The following is a 14,727-nucleotide window of genomic DNA, read 5'->3' as shown; positions in this document are numbered from 1 at the left end:
CATTCTCCTGCGTAGAAGGAAAATCAAAGCGAAATCATGATCCCTCGGCTGGGCGAAACCTTATTGTCGAGCATATCGCACCAGATTCTAGCGATATCGTCTGAACCTGAGATGGCTTCAACCGCAATCTGGCCGGAGATTGACCTGGCAATCGCTGCGCCTGCCTCAGATCCGCGACGCCAGATCTCGCCGTGCCCCAATTCGGCATCACGTTTGGCAATGTGGCCAGGGGCAAAGAAGAATTTGGGCTTGGCACCGGGAAGATCCTTGTCCCGCTTGCGCTCGGCCTCCCAGTGTGTGGCGCCTACAATGCAACTCTCGACCATGTTCTCGCCGAGCAATAGATGCAGCTTGCCGGTGAGGGGTCCATCGCCCGACATATCAATCCACGCGGTCGGAAGGTTCGCACCGATCGCGTCTTCGGACCCATAAGTCACGATCTGGTCACAGCAGTTAAGGCTCTCGACGAAAGTCACATTGCCGGATGATGTCAGGCCGACGACCTTGTGAGCCAAATTCGGATCATTTTTGAGAAGGTGCGCCAGGCCGAAACCGGTTTTCGAGGAGACCGAACCGATGATGATCTGCTGTGCACCAAAGAAGTCGTTATCGATCAGATAGTCATAAAGAACGTAAGAAGTGACGAAGAGCGGGAACAGCAGGCAACGTTCGTCTTCAAGTTTTTGAAGAACTTCCGGCTCGCCTTTTGTCCGCCGATATTGATTGTAGAGCGCAGGAAGCTCGGCGCGATGCGCGCCCGCATCCATAAAGAAATCGTCCTCCACATGACCCGGTTGCAGAATGACCTCGCTTGCCATCGGAAAGAAGCCATAGAGCCGCTCACTTTCGGCTAGGGCGTCGCTGCGCGATTCCACCACGTCTGCCATGGCCCACCCGGGAACCTTGCCCCACTCGCCCTGGGCCGGAAAATACTTCCAGTATCCGATTGCTTCGCCCGAGACAGCGTAGCTGACGTTGTTCGCGGTCAGTCCCATCTTGGCGATGGCTACTCGGATCTGGCCATCTTCGAGGGGTTGTTGCTCACTTTCGACAATCTTCGTGCGCCGCAGCTGGTCGCGGGCGACCCAAAGCTCTGTAGTGGCGGCCATCTCAGTCTCCTTTGATGTTTTCGAGAAACGCGATCACTTCGCGCGCGTAGGCTTCGGGCACGTCCTCGAGGAGGAAGTGCGAGCCGCCTTTAAGGATAATCGGTTCGTAGTCGCGCGTGCCGGGGATTGCCGGGCGGACGCTGTGAAACCCTTTGGGAGAAACCTGATCCTTGTCCGAATAGATCGCCTGGAATGGCTTCTCGAAACTCTTGAGCTTCTGCAGCGCGTGCCAGTTCTCAACCAGTATCGGGTTATCATTGCGTGTCGGCAGCATTTGCGTGAATTGCCTGTTACCGACGAGGTAGCGCTTGTCAGGATATGGCGCTGCGAAGCCCGCCACGTCCTCAGCCGGCATGTCCGTGAGAGTTATGCGGCTCAAAGTCTTCCAATGTTGCCAGTTCTTGCGGAAGCGGATGTAGAGTTGAAAGCGGCGCAACATCGCCGCGCCCTTGCGAGCCATCTTTGTGATCGGCTCGTTCGGGTCCCGCACAGGAAAACCTGTGTTCGACATGATCACGCTTGCGACACGATCCTGATGATCGGCAATCGCACGCAGGCCGATGATCCCTCCCCAATCGTGTAGGATGAATTGAGCGTCGGTGAGTTGCAGCTTTTCAAACAGCCCCTCCCTCACCCAAGCTTCGTGGCGGGCAATCGTGTAGTCGCTCATTTGCGTGGGCTTGTCCGAACGGCCCATCCCGATGAGATCGATCGCGATGGCGCGGTATCCGTTCGCGGCCAAAACCGGAATTAGCTTGCGCCACATATAGGACCAGGTCGGATTGCCGTGGATCATAACCACGGGAGGCCCATCTTTAGGCCCCTCATCGACATAGGCGAGGCGCAAGCAGCCACCCTCATGATCCGAGACGTCGACATAGTTCGCCGCAAAGGGAAAATCGGCAAGATTCTCGAAAAACGCGTCAGGAGTGCGCAACCGGTCCATCGCGATCAGCCTATCTTCAGCAACAATTTGCCGTGGTTCTCACCGCGGAAGATCATCTCGTACGCATCCGGAAAGTTCTCGATGCCTTCGACGACGTGCTCGCGCATCTTCAGGCTCCCATCCTTCCAGGCAGGTACTAGCCATTCGAGCGCTTCGGGCACGCGGTGCATATAGTCGCGCATCGTGTAGCCCTGGATCGTCAGGCTGTGCGTAACGACAGACATGAAATTAGCCGGACCACGTGCCCCGGCAAAATCACCATATTGCGAAATGCCGCCACAAACGACGATACGCCCGCGATACTTCATCAGGCCGAGTATGGCTTCCAAAGTCTCGCCCCCGACATTGTCGAAATAGAGGTCAATCTCATCCGGGCATGCCTGCGCCAGAGCTTCGTCGACACCACCGCCCTTGTAATCGATCGCCGCATCGAGCCCGAGTTCGTCGAGCAGGTATGCGCATTTCTTCGGCCCACCGGCGATACCGACGACACGCGCCCCGGCTGCCTTGGCGACCTGCGCTGCGATGGAACCCACCGCGCCCGATGCGGCTGATACGACGACCGTCTCCCCCTCCTTGGGTTGCCCCAAATCACTCATGCCGAAATATCCGGTGTAGCCCGTCATCCCAAAGCCGCTGAGGAACTTCTCGGGAGGAGCGAGCGAGGCGTCGATCTTGCGCAAGTTCTCTGCGCGATAGACCCCATGGGTCTGAACGCCAGTGAAGCCTGTCACCCAATCTCCGACATCGAACTGGTCCGACTTGCTTTCGATTACTTCGCCCACACCGAACGCGCGCATCACACCCCCGGGTTTGACTGGTGGCATGTAGCTGCGCTTGTCGGTGATCCAGCCGCTCATTCCTGGATCGATGGAGATGGTATCGATAGCGACAGCTATCTCGCCTTCATCTGGCGCCCGCGGAGTATCATGGGTAAGCCCCCACATATCACGCGCCGGGTTCGGGCCGGGATAATCGAGCATGCGAATTTGAGTTGGCACGATTCATCCCTTTCTATTAACACCACGAGTGCCATTTTTGCATTGCCAGTTCGATTTGGCAATTGCTTTTTGACATTTATAGTGCCATTTCTTTCGGCACAAACCATGGAGATTTGCCGTGAAGAAAATTGGGATTGGCTTAATGGCCGTAGTCGCATTGGCATTCGCGGCATTGTTCGCACTGCAGAAGCCCATTGGAACATGGCTGTTCCAGCGCGCGATGGAGCAGAACACTGCGCGCGACACCTTTGCCGGGCTCGAAGACGGCTTGCATGTCGGCCTGTGCGGTACAGGTTCACCGATGGCGAACCTCGATCGCGCCGGCCCATGCAATTTCGTGGTTGCAGGCAAACTAATGTTCGTTGTCGATATCGGCGAAGGCGGGAGCCGGAACCTCAACCTGATGGGCATCAATCCAGGCCAGCTCGACGGTGTGTTGCTGACCCACTTCCACTCCGACCATATCGACGGAATGGGACCGCTTATGCTGAACCACTGGGTGCGCGGGACAAACACGGCTCCGCTACCCGTGTATGGCCCTTCCGGGGTCGAGGCCATCGTCGACGGGTTCAACGCAGCCTATGCCACTGACGACACTTATCGCACCGCGCATCACGGCGAAGATGTGGCCCCTTCGAGCGGCGGAGGCGCGCAAGCTCTGCCCTTCGAAATGTCGGAAGATAGCCCCATGGTTTTCGAACGCGACGGCCTGAAGGTCACAGCCTTTAAAGTCCCGCATGATCCGGTCGATCCAGCGGTCGGCTATCGGTTCGATTACAAGGGGCGATCAATCTGCATCAGCGGCGATACCAAAAAATCCGCCAATCTCGAGAGCGTCTGCCGAGGTGCCAACCTGATCGTGCACGAGGCACTGCAGATGGAAATGGTGAGCGATATGCAGGATATTCTTTCCGCGAATGGCAATGACAGTGCGGCCAAGATCATGCTTGATATTCGGGATTACCACGCGTCACCCCAGGATGCCGCCGAGAGCGCACAAGCCGCTGGCGCGCAAATGCTGGTGCTTAGCCATCTCGTTCCGCCGCTGCCGAACGCATACCTTTATCCTGCGTTTCTTGGTGACGCGCCCGACCGCTTCGACGGCAAGCTGGTCGTGGGCGAGGATGGCATGTTGTTCTCGCTGCCGTCCTCTGGTGATACCATCGAGCAGCGCGAACTCATGTGAGGAGACCGCCAATGTACACGATTCATGGTGCCCTGGGCTCGCCCTATTCGCTGAAAATGCGCGCCCTGATGCGCTATCGCCGGATCACGCACATCTGGTCGCACGGCAGCCAGATGCAGCAACTTGCCGCCGAAAAAGGCCTGCCGCCCGTTATTCCGATCATCGAGTATCCCGACGGCAGCTTCAGGAACGATAGCACTCCAGTACTCTACGATCTTGAAGAACGGCATTCCGAACGCAAAGTCGTTCCGGAAGACCCGGCACTGGCCCTTATTGCGCACCTCATCGAAGATTTCGCCGATGAATGGCTCACCAAGGCGATGTTCGGTTACCGCTGGCTGGAGGAAGTCGACCAGATCCAGATGAGCCGCTGGCTATCGTTCGACGCGCTCAAGGGCGGCGGGCTGGAATCCAGTCAGGGCATGGCGGAGGTGTTCCGCGATCGGCAGGTCGGCCGCATGGCGATTGTCGGCTGCACGCGTGCGAATTTCCCGCTAATCGAAGATTCGACCCGCAGGGTTTTGCAAGCACTCGAAGAGCATGTGGTGAACGAACACTGGCTGTTCGGCAGCCGCCCTTCGCTCGCTGAACTGGGCATCTACGGGCAGTTATCACAACTCGGCGTTGATCCCACGGCGCAATCGATGATGCGCGCCGACTATCCCTACACATTCCGTTGGTTGCTGCATGTCGATGATGCGTCGGGCATCGAAGGCGAGTGGAACGAATCTGAGGCTCCGCTAAGGCCCGCCGTCGAAATTTTGCTTGCAGAGGTTGGCCGGGTCTATGTTCCTTTTCTGCTTGCCAATGCCAAAGCCGCAGAAGCAGGCGAGAAGACATTCCGGATCGAAGTAGATGGCATGCCTTATGAGCAAGGCACGTTCAAATATCAGCTCAAATGCTTGGCTAATCTACGGTCGCGCTACGCTGCACTAAGCGATGAAACGCGGGGGCGGATCGATCCGGTGCTTTCTGCCGCAAACTGCCTAGGGTTCCTTCAATGAAACACGTTCTGGACCGTCTGCTTCCGGCGCAGTTCGACAATGTCTATCGCGGCAACAGACTTGCGCTATGGGTGTTTTATCCGATAACCGCGATCACACTTTGGCGCAGTCAGCACCATATGCTGGCACCCGATGGCGGCGCACAAAGCCTCGCTACCATCCCGCTCAACAGTTATCCTGACGGAGCCTCCGCCACTATTATCGCCATTTTTGCGCAATGGGGCCTGATCCAGCTGCTGCTTGGCATGATCATGCTACTGGCAGCTCTTCGCTACAAATCCATGGTGCCGCTCTTGTGGCTGGTTTTGCTTGTCGAATGGACCGGCCGAGGATTGGTCGGCCAGTTCAAACCCGTGGAAACGATCAGCACCGCACCGGGCCAGATCGGCAATCTTGTCGTGCCGATTGTCGCGCTGGTAATGTTGGTGCTGGCGCTGTGGCCGGAGAAGAATTCCGAAGCCTAAAAGCCGCCCGGCTTGGTCTTGATATTGAGCTGTCCTGCAAGGCCAGCTGAACGGTGCACCGCGATCTCCTGATACTGCGGTGACATAATCATGGTCCGCATTGCTTCGAGCGATGGATATTCTGCCAGTGCGATCATGTCCCACTCCTCCTCAATTTCGCCGAGCATCAGCCCCGTAACAGCACCGCCAAATCGCGGTTTGCCGCCAACCTGCTCCAGACATTTCGGGACCGCTGCAGCATAGATCGCATAGGCTTCTGCCCCGCTTAGCGCGGTCTCGCAGCCGTCAGGATACTCAGCTTTATCCTTGAACTTGAGGAGATTGACCATGACGAAAGGTCCGTCTTCCTCGACCCCGAAGAACTCCTTCATTCGTTCGCCAGACGGGTTCACCTGATTGACGACTTGCATGTCCTAATCCTCTCCGTTCGATGCGGGTGGCTCCCGCGCAGTATCAATCACTCGAAAACCGATATGATCGGTGCCTAGTCCGCGTTCCTGGAATTGCCGGGCGGCAGGTCGGTATCGCGCGCAATAATTGGCCGCGCACAGGAACGAACCGCCCTTGATCACGCTGACCTGCTCCACCGCGTCGGCGCGCTCACCTTCAGTCGAAGTCCATTCCCACACATTGCCGATCATGTCGTAGAGCCCGAATGCGTTTGGTTCGAAGCAACCGACCGGTGCGCGTGAGGTAAATCCGTCTTCGCCTAGATCCCTAGCGGGAAACACGCCCTGGTAGTAGTTTGCCTGCGGCTTGCCCAAAGCATCCTTGGGTTCCGGAGGGCTGTCTGATCCAGCGCGAGCAGCATATTCCCATTGCTCTTCGCTAGGCAGGCTCATTCCGGCCCATTCGGCATAGGCCAGTGCGTCGTCATAGGCGACCTGGACAGCAGGATCGTACGCTCTTCCTTCGATTGAAGAGCCATTACCGTTCGGCGCACGCCACTGCGCCCCGACGGTCCATGCCCACCAGCTGCGGTTGCCGGAGGTCGGCACTCGGAATGTTGCCGAGCCCGGCTGGAGCATCTCGGGAGGCGCTCCGGAAATGGCGGGCGGGTCGCGCTCCGCCATCGTTACATAGCCGGTCTCGCGGACAAACTCGGCAAACTGTTCGTTGGTAACTTCGGTTGCAGAAATCCAGAAGCCAGGAATCTCCGCTTCGCGCGGCGGCCCTTCCTCGGCATAGCGAGGGTCCTCGCCTATGACGGATTTTCCCCCGTTGATCCAGACCATCTCGCCGGGTTTGGAAATTCCCTTGCATTGGCTCACTTCCGAGTTGGGTGCATCGCCCTCCTCTTGTGCCGAGCAACCGGCTAGGAAAAGCAAGGCCAGGACATAAACACGCAAATGCATCAGTCTTCGATCTGGTCGAGAACGTCCTGCAAAAGGTGCTTGATCGCCTCGAGAGTCTTTTTCTTCGACAGTTCTTCGTCGTGACGAAACAGGCGCCAGGAATCGAAGCTGGTGGCCAGTAGAATGGCACGCGCCCGATGTTCGTCATTGCGAACAGGTTCTGGCAGGATTGCATCAAGCGCCTTGCGCTCAGCTTTGAGCAACCCTCGATAATTCTCCATCAATGTGGGCGAATGAAATCGTTGCACGCTGGTCGAGATACGGAAAGGTGCAATCTCTTCGTAGACCTTAGCCCGGCGCTCCACCAGTTCGCCCAATTGCTCGCGCCAATCGGTTGATCTGTAAGGTTCGCGCATCTGCGGCACATAGGCTTCGCCCAAGATCGCATTCATTTCGCGGTAGAGGGTCTCCTTATCGTCGAAATGGCGGAAGACCGAGCGCAGGCCTACGCCAGCTCTCTCGGCAACCCTGGCCGCGCTGGGATCGATATCACCCTCGACAATCAGGTCCATCATGGCGTGAATGATCGCGCGTCTGCTCGCCCGGCTCCGCTCGCGTCTGCCGTCTGTATGGGGCTCCTCACCCTCGATCGTATTCCTGACTGCTGCAGATTTACGCGCCATTACTCACCCTCAAGCATAATCCCGCCCAAGCAATGGCACCGATTGTGCCGAATCTCCAGCAGACTTGCGCTCTTCGAGCCGGCCAATCACTGCCAGGCCTGCCCAGGCGAGCGCCAAGACGAGCAAACCGACCATCAGCCGCACCTGCACGAACGTCAGCGTCGGACGCGTGATGAAGACTTCGGTGTGCTCGAGCGCGCCGTATTTATATTCGCGCGCATCTGTCATTGCAGGATCAAGGATCATGTCGATAAGGTCGCGGAGCGAGCGATAACGGATAACCGCCACGCGATCGATTTCATTGCCATATTCGCCGAGCATCAGCCCCGCAGGCTCGCTCAAAAAGACGGGGTGGCTGCCGCGTGCGAGGAGAAGCGGCACAACCCTGCCTGTATACTCCTCTTCGGCCGCGATGGCCTCGGGGCCTTGCTTGCGTGTCTCCAGATTCACCGCGTAGAATTCGCGTCCGTCATCTCGCGGGATCATGTCCGCAAGGTTGCGCAGCATGCTACCCGCCGGTGCCTCGTCGCGATCCAAATCGTACATTTGCTCCATACGCGAGAGGAGCTCTTCGCCCTCGGCCTCGGTTAGCGGATCGCCATTGCCGCCATACCATGCCCAGAAACCTGCATAAAGGATTCCGAGAAATCCGATCCAGATCCATTTCGCCTTGGTCATGGTTGCGCATTCTCTCTCAAGAAGAGCTCTCTCAATTCGTTCTTTTTCACCTTGCCCGAGGCGGTACGCGGCAGGCTTTCAACCAGTTCGATCCGTGCCGGGAGCTTGTAGCGGGCGAGCCTGCCCTCAAGGCCTGCGCGAAGTTCATCCAGCCCAATGTCGGCGCCCTGCTTTGGCACCACCACCGCACATCCGATCTCGCCCCAGCGTTCATCGGGCAGTCCGATCACAGCCACTTCGGCGATGTCGTCGCGCCCATAAATGGCACCCTCGACCTCTGCCGGATATACGTTCTCACCGCCCGAGATATACATATCCTTCAACCGGTCTTCGATCTTGTAAAAGCCATCATCTGTGCGCGAGACAATGTCCCCGGTGCGGAACCAGCCATCGACAAAGCTCTCGCGATTGGCCTTGGGGCGGTTCCAATAGCCTGGGGTGATACAGGGCCCGCGCATCCAGAGCTCGCCCAATGAGGCCTCTTGCCCTTCGTCATCGACGATTTTCAATTCGAACGCATGCGAAGCCTTTCCGCTTGCTTCGATCGGCTGCCCGGCGAGGTGGGCGGGCATTGTCACCCCGGCGCCCGCGCTTTCCGTCAGACCATAGCCTTCGCGCAACCGCAGCCCGCGTGCCCTCCATCCTTCCAAGAGCGAGCGAGGCACCGAAGAGGCCCCCACGAACGAGGTAACAATCCTCGAAAAATCGGTTACCTCAGCTTGCGGGTGGGCAAGCATCACCTGGTAGATCGCTGGCACGGCGACGAAGTGCGTCACGGCCAGCTCGGGATCGTCGATCAGACCAAGCACCTTTCCGGGATCGAAAGTTCTCACCACGGCAACGCAGGCTCCGGCAAGAAAGCACGGCCCGATGACGCCATTTACGCCTGCGATGTGGAACAGCGGCATGAAGCACAGCGCTGCCGAGTCCATGCTGATCGCAGCATCGGCAATCGTCCCCCAGGCGTTGAGCAGCTGCATCTGATGGGTGATCACCACGCCTTTAGGTAATCCCGTCGTTCCCGACGAATACATCAGCATACAGATGTCCCCGAGCAGCGGGGGCTCGTCCGGTTTAATCAAAGGATCCGACCCGGCGATCGCGCGCTCATAATCGCTTTCGCTGCCATTGCTGGCGGTTTCGATCCGGCATTCGAAGCACGACATGTCCGCAATAGCTGTGGCAAGCTCGCCCAGGTCCCGGTCATTGATAAGTACCTTGGGCCCAGCATCTTCGGCAATGAAGGCAAGCTCTTCGCCTGTAAGTCGCCAGTTCAGCGCGACCGCAACTGCGCCAATGCGCCAGCACGCGAAGATTACTTCGAACACGTCGCTGCTGTTCATCATCAGGTAGGCGACGCGGTCGCCCTTCTCGATGCCGAGCGAGCGAAAATGCGCCGCCAGAGCGCCGACGCGAGCATTCATCTGCCCATAGGTAAAGCGCCGCGAGCTCGCGATGTCGATCTGCGCGAGGTTGTCTGGCGTTCGGTCAGCTGCGGTAGCGATCCAGTCAAACCCATGTGCAGGACCGTGCGACGGAAGTTCGGCGGATGTCATGGGGCCTTCGACTCACGCGGCGCGCGGAGCGAGAGAAAAAGGAAGCCGAGGAGAAGCGGCACGAGCACCACTGTAACGTAGGCCTCGGGTGGCAGATAGCCGTCTGCTTGACCCTTCGGACCCCACATGGTCCATGTGTGAATGCAGCGTTCGAGAACCAGCAGGCCGAGAGCCAGCGGCACAAAACTCCTATATCTCAGTGAGATCAGCAGGAGCATTATCCCCCAGACGATCTGCGTTGCCCCGGCCCAGGCAAACAGGCGGATAATGGTGTCGCCATTTACCGAGAGGTCACGTCCTGCGATAACTCCTGCGCCGCCATCGGGCAGGAATGTGTGAATGTTGCCTGGCACGATCGTGATGATCGACATGAGAGTCAGGAACCAGGCGGCGGCCCGGGGACCATTGTAGCGATCGTTGGTGGAAGGCGGCAGCACGGCCAAGGTTTGGTCCTCCTGTTGGCTCAGTTCGGCCAATAAATGTACTCGTCACCGTCCTCGAACCGCTCGGCCAGCGTCTTGTCGATCATGGTCACCATATCGGTTGTGGTCGGATAGAGGGCTGGCCTACGATCGTTGTGATGCGCAGCCAGCAAGGCTTCAAGTTCGGCGAGTTTTTCGGGATTTCGGCTGGCGAGGTTGACCTGCTCGGTCGGATCTTTGGCCAGGTCGAACAACCATCGCTTGTCCTGCTTGCCATCGACCTGCAGCTTCCAGTCGCCGGCGCGCACGACCTTGTAGTAGCCGCTGTTCCAGAACAGCGGCGCGTCCGGTCGTTCCATCTGACCCGCACCTGTCATTGCTGGCAGCAAATTACGCCCGTCGACCGGGACGCCCGCTGGTAGTATGCCGCCGCCAACTGCGGCCAATGTCGGCATGACATCGACATGCGCAGCCGGCATATCGATCCGCGTCCCTGCTGGGATCCGCGCAGGCCAGCGCGCCAGCAACGGCACGCGAATGCCGCCTTCGAAGAATGTGATCTTGAAACCGCGGTAGGGCGCATTGACTTCAGGCAATCCGATGTATCCCGCACCGCCATTGTCGCTCGAGATGACGATTATGGTGTTGTCCGCGAGCCCCTCGGCCTCCAGCTTGGCCATCACGCGACCAACGCTGCGGTCCAGCGAGCGGACCATTGCTGCATAGACCCGCAAGCGATGTGGCGAGATATCGCCGACAGCCTCGTAATCCTCGCGCGTCGCCTGCAGCGGCGTGTGCACGCCCCAGTGCGCGAGGTAGAGGAAGAAAGGCCGATTGCGGTTGTTTTCGATCACGCGTTCGGCCTGGTCGGTCCAATAGTCCGCCAGATAGCCGCCCGGCTCGAATTTCTCGCTCTTGTTAAATGTGGTACCATATCGAGATGACGCCCACAGGAATTTGTCTATCGGGTCGAACTCGACCTTGGCGTTGGCGACGTTCGGATCATCCTCGGGCAGATGCAGGAGATCTGTCATGAGCAGGCTTTCATCAAAGCCTTGGTCAAGCGGGTGGAATCCATCGCCGGTTCCGAGATGCCACTTTCCGATATGGACGTTGTGATAGCCCTGTTCTTTGAGAACTTCGGCGATAGTCACTTCCTCGCTGGGCAGCCCCATGTCGTCATAGTGCGGCTTTCCAACCTCTGCTTCGGCATCATAGTTTGCAGGTGGCAGATCGTCGCGAATATCGTTTGCAACCATGGCGACGACCCTGCCGAATCCGGGGCGGGTCGGCGTGTATTCGAAGCCAGTGCGCGTCGGATAGCGCCCGGTCATCAGCTGCGCGCGCGAAACCGCGCAAGTCGCGCTGCCTGAATAGGCCTGAGTGAATATCGCGCCTTCTGCAGCGAGGCGATCGATATTGGGCGTTGGCACCTTGCCGCCTGCTACACCCCCACCAAAAGTCGATAGATCGTTGATGCCGAGATCGTCGAACAGGATAAAAACGATGTTCGGCGGACGCTCTGCCGGGGTCAATTCGGCTTCAGAGGGCCCTTGCTGCCACGCAATGGGGCGGTTGGGAGCGATTTCCTCCTGCGCCGCTGTGTGCTTCACAAATGCAAGTATCAGCGCAGTCCGGTTGAAGTAACCGAGCGCGCCAAGCCCGATCACCAGCCCTGCGATGCCGAGTGTCCATTTCTGCCAGCGCCTCATCGCTTCACCTTCCATCGATTTCCTACGCTGACAAAATGCGCCCGGTCCAGCTCACTCGCAAGCCAGACCGGGACGCAAGGGATGGGAGAGGACCCATCGCTAGAAACGGTAGGCAGCCGTCACGCCATACGTCCGCGGGGTTGACTCGGTACAGCGGATGCCGGTCGAACCGGGGAATATCCCATTGCGGAGACCGAAGGCTGCGTCGAGCGGTTGCGGGAACCGCACTGTGCAATACCCCTTGTCGAACAGGTTGCTGCCAAATGCTGCTAGTGACCAGGAGTCGTTGAGCGACTCGATAGTGAAGCGTGCATCGAGCAGCCCGTAACCATCCTGGATAGTCTGCGGATTGCCGTCGGTCGCAGCCCCCTGAAAGACGTCAGACTGGAAACTGTAATTCGAATTGAGCCGCCAGCCAATATCTGAACTGCCGAACTCACCGCGCCACTGGAATCCGAATGATCCGCTGAATTCGGGCGAACCCAAGGCCACGCTCTCGCCGGTCAGATCCTGGGTTCCTCCCAGCCCCGGAAGACCGGAGGCAAGTGGGAAATCGGTAAATTCGCTGTCAAGATAGGCGAGCGACGCATTGACCTGGAAACGCCGTGAAGGACGGATGACAGTGTCAAACTCGAAGCCTTGCTGCCGCAGGTCGCCTGCGTTGAGGACGATAAATCCTATCCCGTCGAACGTGCGATCCTGCAGACCGTTCACGTCCATCCGGTAAAAGGTGATGTTCGCCTGCAGCGCGCCATCCAGCCAGGTGCTCTTCGCGCCAATCTCGTAGTTGTCGATCGTCTCCGAAGCGAATGTCCTTCGCCCGAGGAGCGGAGCCCCGCTGCCGCCCGAGTTGAACCCGCCCGATTTGTAGCCCGTCGAATGCGAAGCAAACAAGAGCAGGTCGCTGTGGGGCTGGAAATTGATACCGAGGCGATAGGTAAACTCCTCGTCATCGAGTTCCAGGACCTGATTTTCCGGCGCGCGAATGGCTGCTGCGAAAGGATTGTTGCGCGTCTGAACAAACAGCGCGTCCTTTTTGTCCTGTGTCCAACGCCCACCAAGCGTGAACCAAAGGCTGTCGCTGGCATAGATATTGGCCTGAGCGTAGGCCGCGATGCTTTCGATATCCTGCGTGAAGTCCAGATCGGTCGCATCCTCGCCAAGGCCCATGGCAAGCAAGCCATTGCATTGCGGGCGAGCAGGCGGCGGGACCAGCGTGTTGCAGAAGCCCGGTCCAAGCTGGAATTGCTCGTCGATCCGATAGTCCTCCTGGAAGTAGTAGAGCCCGGCCACGAAATCGAGCGCCCCGCCCAGCAATCCGCGTTCAGGGGAGATGATCTGCAACTCGTGATTATGGCTCTTGCTGCGATAGGCGCCATCACGCGTGAAGATGTTGACCGGCGTGAAGCTGATATCGCCGTCGTTCTGAAAATTGTCCCAGTCGCGATAAGAGTTGATTAGGCGGAAGATGAATTCACCAACGTCAATCGAGGCATCGCTCATCACGCCCCAGTGCTTGTCGTCAAAATTCGACTCCTGGAACTGGTTAAGTGTCCGGTCGAACAAGGTGGTGTCCGGCAGTACACCGCCGAGGCGCGCCTGGAAGAATGTCAATTGCGCGGGCGTGACCGAAGTCGGGTCGAAATCATTGTTCGAGAGCCCATCGCCAGTGATCTTCGAGTAGTCGGCGCGCACGGTCCAATCGATAGCTCCCAGTTGCGCGTTCAGGCTGATGCGACCGGCGGCGGTTTCGGAACCACCCAATTGCTCACCGTCGAGGCGATTGGTCCAGTACCCGCCGAAATCCTGATAGAGTCCAGCTGCGCGGATCGCGATGTTCTCGCCAAGCGGCGCATTGATGAAGCCATCGACCTTGTAACGATCGCCATTGCCGACTTCGCCGCGCACCATGCCGGAAAACTCGCTCTTAGGATTGCCGGATCGCAAAGATAGCGCGCCCGCACTGGCGTTACGCCCAAACAGCGTGCCCTGCGGGCCGCGCAGTAGTTCGACGCCTTCTATGTCGAGAAAACTGGCGATGACCGAACCGGAGCGTGGGATATACACGCCATCCAGGAACGTCGCGACACTTGGCTCGATTGCGGTATTGCCGGCCGCGCCGATCCCGCGCACGCGCAATGTGGTCGTGGCGATCTGCTGCGACTGGCGCGCCTGGAAATTGGGGGCGACACTAGTCAGCTCAAGGACAGTATCGATGTTGGCTTCCTCAAGCGAATCCGCCGAGAACACCGCCATAGAGATTGGTACGTCTTGCACATCTTCAGAACGCTTTTGGGCGGTCACGACGATGACATTGTTTTCTGCGTTGTCGTCAGCCCCATCTTGCGCTGCTGCTGGATTGGTTAGCCCTGCGGCTATCAGGCCAACCACGCTCACCGATGTCAGAATTCTTGCCACTTCATCTCTTGAACTTTGCACCACACCCTCCTCTAACGGCATCATTAGTGCCATTTGTTTGTTGGCATATACAGTGCCATTAGATGAGTCAATTGGGCGTATGCGCCGCGTTCGTTGGGAAGTGGAATGCAGGAATACTCGCGGATTCACTCTGAGAGGCTAAAGTTCGCTCCCCGTGGCAGCCCGGGAAATGCTGAACTTCTGCTTCCGGCCCAGTTGCGGACATTGACCCAAAGACCGCTTTGCGCCCCAA

At 58.3% G+C, this 14,727-nt stretch carries 14 protein-coding genes; 3 read left to right on the top strand and 11 right to left on the bottom strand.

The annotated features are described in order from the left end of the window. Positions 1-23: 23 nt before the first annotated feature. Genes ACEWMW_RS01540 through ACEWMW_RS01530 form a run of 3 tightly spaced genes read right to left on the bottom strand, consistent with a single transcriptional unit; the run spans position 24 to position 3,056 of the window. Positions 24-1,109: a DUF2855 family protein gene (locus ACEWMW_RS01540; RefSeq protein WP_409412127.1), complete on the bottom strand. Its 1,086-nt coding sequence runs from the start codon at positions 1,107-1,109 to the stop codon at positions 24-26. A gap of 1 nt (position 1,110) precedes the next feature. Further along, positions 1,111-2,055, bottom strand: coding sequence for a haloalkane dehalogenase (locus ACEWMW_RS01535; protein WP_409412126.1), 945 nt, complete (start codon positions 2,053-2,055; stop codon positions 1,111-1,113). A gap of 5 nt (positions 2,056-2,060) precedes the next feature. Beyond that, positions 2,061-3,056 (bottom strand): NADP-dependent oxidoreductase, encoded by a 996-nt coding sequence (locus ACEWMW_RS01530; protein ID WP_409412125.1) that lies wholly within the window; start codon positions 3,054-3,056, stop codon positions 2,061-2,063. A gap of 142 nt (positions 3,057-3,198) precedes the next feature. Here ACEWMW_RS01530 and ACEWMW_RS01525 point away from each other — a divergent pair, with 142 nt between their 5' ends. The 3 genes from ACEWMW_RS01525 to ACEWMW_RS01515 are packed head-to-tail and all read left to right on the top strand — an operon-like array spanning position 3,199 to position 5,710. Continuing rightward, positions 3,199-4,242 (top strand): MBL fold metallo-hydrolase, encoded by a 1,044-nt coding sequence (locus ACEWMW_RS01525; protein WP_409412124.1) that lies wholly within the window; start codon positions 3,199-3,201, stop codon positions 4,240-4,242. 11 nt (positions 4,243-4,253) lie between these two features. Beyond that, a complete protein-coding gene (locus tag ACEWMW_RS01520; RefSeq protein ID WP_409412123.1) occupies positions 4,254-5,246 on the top strand; it encodes a glutathione S-transferase family protein in 993 nt (330 codons plus the stop codon). After that, complete coding sequence (locus tag ACEWMW_RS01515; protein WP_409412122.1) at positions 5,243-5,710, top strand: hypothetical protein; 468 nt, start codon at positions 5,243-5,245, stop codon at positions 5,708-5,710. Before ACEWMW_RS01520 ends, ACEWMW_RS01515 begins: the two co-directional genes overlap by 4 nt. Here ACEWMW_RS01515 and ACEWMW_RS01510 read toward each other — a convergent pair. From ACEWMW_RS01510 to ACEWMW_RS01475, 8 genes are all read right to left on the bottom strand, one after another. After that, the gene (locus ACEWMW_RS01510) at positions 5,707-6,120 is read right to left on the bottom strand and encodes a DUF1330 domain-containing protein (RefSeq protein ID WP_409412121.1); all 414 of its coding nucleotides are present in this window, start codon (positions 6,118-6,120) and stop codon (positions 5,707-5,709) included. The two genes, ACEWMW_RS01515 and ACEWMW_RS01510, sit on opposite strands and share 4 nt — an antisense overlap. Before the next feature lie 3 nt (positions 6,121-6,123). Further along, positions 6,124-7,065 (bottom strand): formylglycine-generating enzyme family protein, encoded by a 942-nt coding sequence (locus tag ACEWMW_RS01505; RefSeq protein WP_409412120.1) that lies wholly within the window; start codon positions 7,063-7,065, stop codon positions 6,124-6,126. After that, positions 7,065-7,688 carry a TetR/AcrR family transcriptional regulator gene (locus tag ACEWMW_RS01500; RefSeq protein WP_409412119.1) on the bottom strand — a complete coding sequence of 208 codons (624 nt, stop codon included), beginning with the start codon at positions 7,686-7,688 and terminating at the stop codon, positions 7,065-7,067. The genes ACEWMW_RS01505 and ACEWMW_RS01500 overlap by 1 nt, the downstream gene beginning before the upstream one ends. A gap of 9 nt (positions 7,689-7,697) precedes the next feature. Continuing rightward, entirely contained in the window at positions 7,698-8,366 is a 669-nt protein-coding gene (locus ACEWMW_RS01495; protein ID WP_409412118.1) for a hypothetical protein, read from the bottom strand. Then, a complete protein-coding gene (locus tag ACEWMW_RS01490) occupies positions 8,363-9,922 on the bottom strand; it encodes an AMP-binding protein (protein ID WP_409412117.1) in 1,560 nt (519 codons plus the stop codon). The genes ACEWMW_RS01495 and ACEWMW_RS01490 overlap by 4 nt, the downstream gene beginning before the upstream one ends. Further along, entirely contained in the window at positions 9,919-10,398 is a 480-nt protein-coding gene (locus tag ACEWMW_RS01485) for a hypothetical protein (RefSeq protein ID WP_409412116.1), read from the bottom strand. The genes ACEWMW_RS01490 and ACEWMW_RS01485 overlap by 4 nt, the downstream gene beginning before the upstream one ends. Continuing rightward, the gene (locus ACEWMW_RS01480) at positions 10,386-12,056 is read right to left on the bottom strand and encodes a sulfatase-like hydrolase/transferase (RefSeq protein WP_409412115.1); all 1,671 of its coding nucleotides are present in this window, start codon (positions 12,054-12,056) and stop codon (positions 10,386-10,388) included. The genes ACEWMW_RS01485 and ACEWMW_RS01480 overlap by 13 nt, the downstream gene beginning before the upstream one ends. A 99-nt stretch (positions 12,057-12,155) precedes the next feature. After that, the gene (locus ACEWMW_RS01475) at positions 12,156-14,495 is read right to left on the bottom strand and encodes a TonB-dependent receptor (protein ID WP_409412114.1); all 2,340 of its coding nucleotides are present in this window, start codon (positions 14,493-14,495) and stop codon (positions 12,156-12,158) included. Positions 14,496-14,727 lie beyond the last annotated feature (232 nt).

This window comes from Litorerythrobacter xanthomarinus (assembly GCF_046254955.1).
Classification (GTDB): domain Bacteria; phylum Pseudomonadota; class Alphaproteobacteria; order Sphingomonadales; family Sphingomonadaceae; genus Qipengyuania_C.
The sequence above is the reverse complement of the archived record's forward strand: the minus strand, read 5'-3'. Positions and strand labels throughout refer to the sequence as shown.

What these genes read in the sequence shown, in the direction of transcription:
- ACEWMW_RS01540 (WP_409412127.1), bottom strand. Translation starts at nt 1,109, where the DNA reads ATGGCCGCCACTACAGAGCTTTGGGTCGCCCGCGACCAGCTGCGGCGC.
- ACEWMW_RS01505 (WP_409412120.1), bottom strand. Translation starts at nt 7,065, where the DNA reads ATGCATTTGCGTGTTTATGTCCTGGCCTTGCTTTTCCTAGCCGGTTGC.
- ACEWMW_RS01535 (WP_409412126.1), bottom strand. Translation starts at nt 2,055, where the DNA reads ATGGACCGGTTGCGCACTCCTGACGCGTTTTTCGAGAATCTTGCCGAT.
- ACEWMW_RS01490 (WP_409412117.1), bottom strand. Translation starts at nt 9,922, where the DNA reads ATGACATCCGCCGAACTTCCGTCGCACGGTCCTGCACATGGGTTTGAC.
- ACEWMW_RS01515 (WP_409412122.1), top strand. Translation starts at nt 5,243, where the DNA reads ATGAAACACGTTCTGGACCGTCTGCTTCCGGCGCAGTTCGACAATGTC.
- ACEWMW_RS01480 (WP_409412115.1), bottom strand. Translation starts at nt 12,056, where the DNA reads ATGAGGCGCTGGCAGAAATGGACACTCGGCATCGCAGGGCTGGTGATC.
- ACEWMW_RS01520 (WP_409412123.1), top strand. Translation starts at nt 4,254, where the DNA reads ATGTACACGATTCATGGTGCCCTGGGCTCGCCCTATTCGCTGAAAATG.
- ACEWMW_RS01500 (WP_409412119.1), bottom strand. Translation starts at nt 7,688, where the DNA reads ATGGCGCGTAAATCTGCAGCAGTCAGGAATACGATCGAGGGTGAGGAG.
- ACEWMW_RS01525 (WP_409412124.1), top strand. Translation starts at nt 3,199, where the DNA reads ATGGCCGTAGTCGCATTGGCATTCGCGGCATTGTTCGCACTGCAGAAG.
- ACEWMW_RS01495 (WP_409412118.1), bottom strand. Translation starts at nt 8,366, where the DNA reads ATGACCAAGGCGAAATGGATCTGGATCGGATTTCTCGGAATCCTTTAT.
- ACEWMW_RS01510 (WP_409412121.1), bottom strand. Translation starts at nt 6,120, where the DNA reads ATGCAAGTCGTCAATCAGGTGAACCCGTCTGGCGAACGAATGAAGGAG.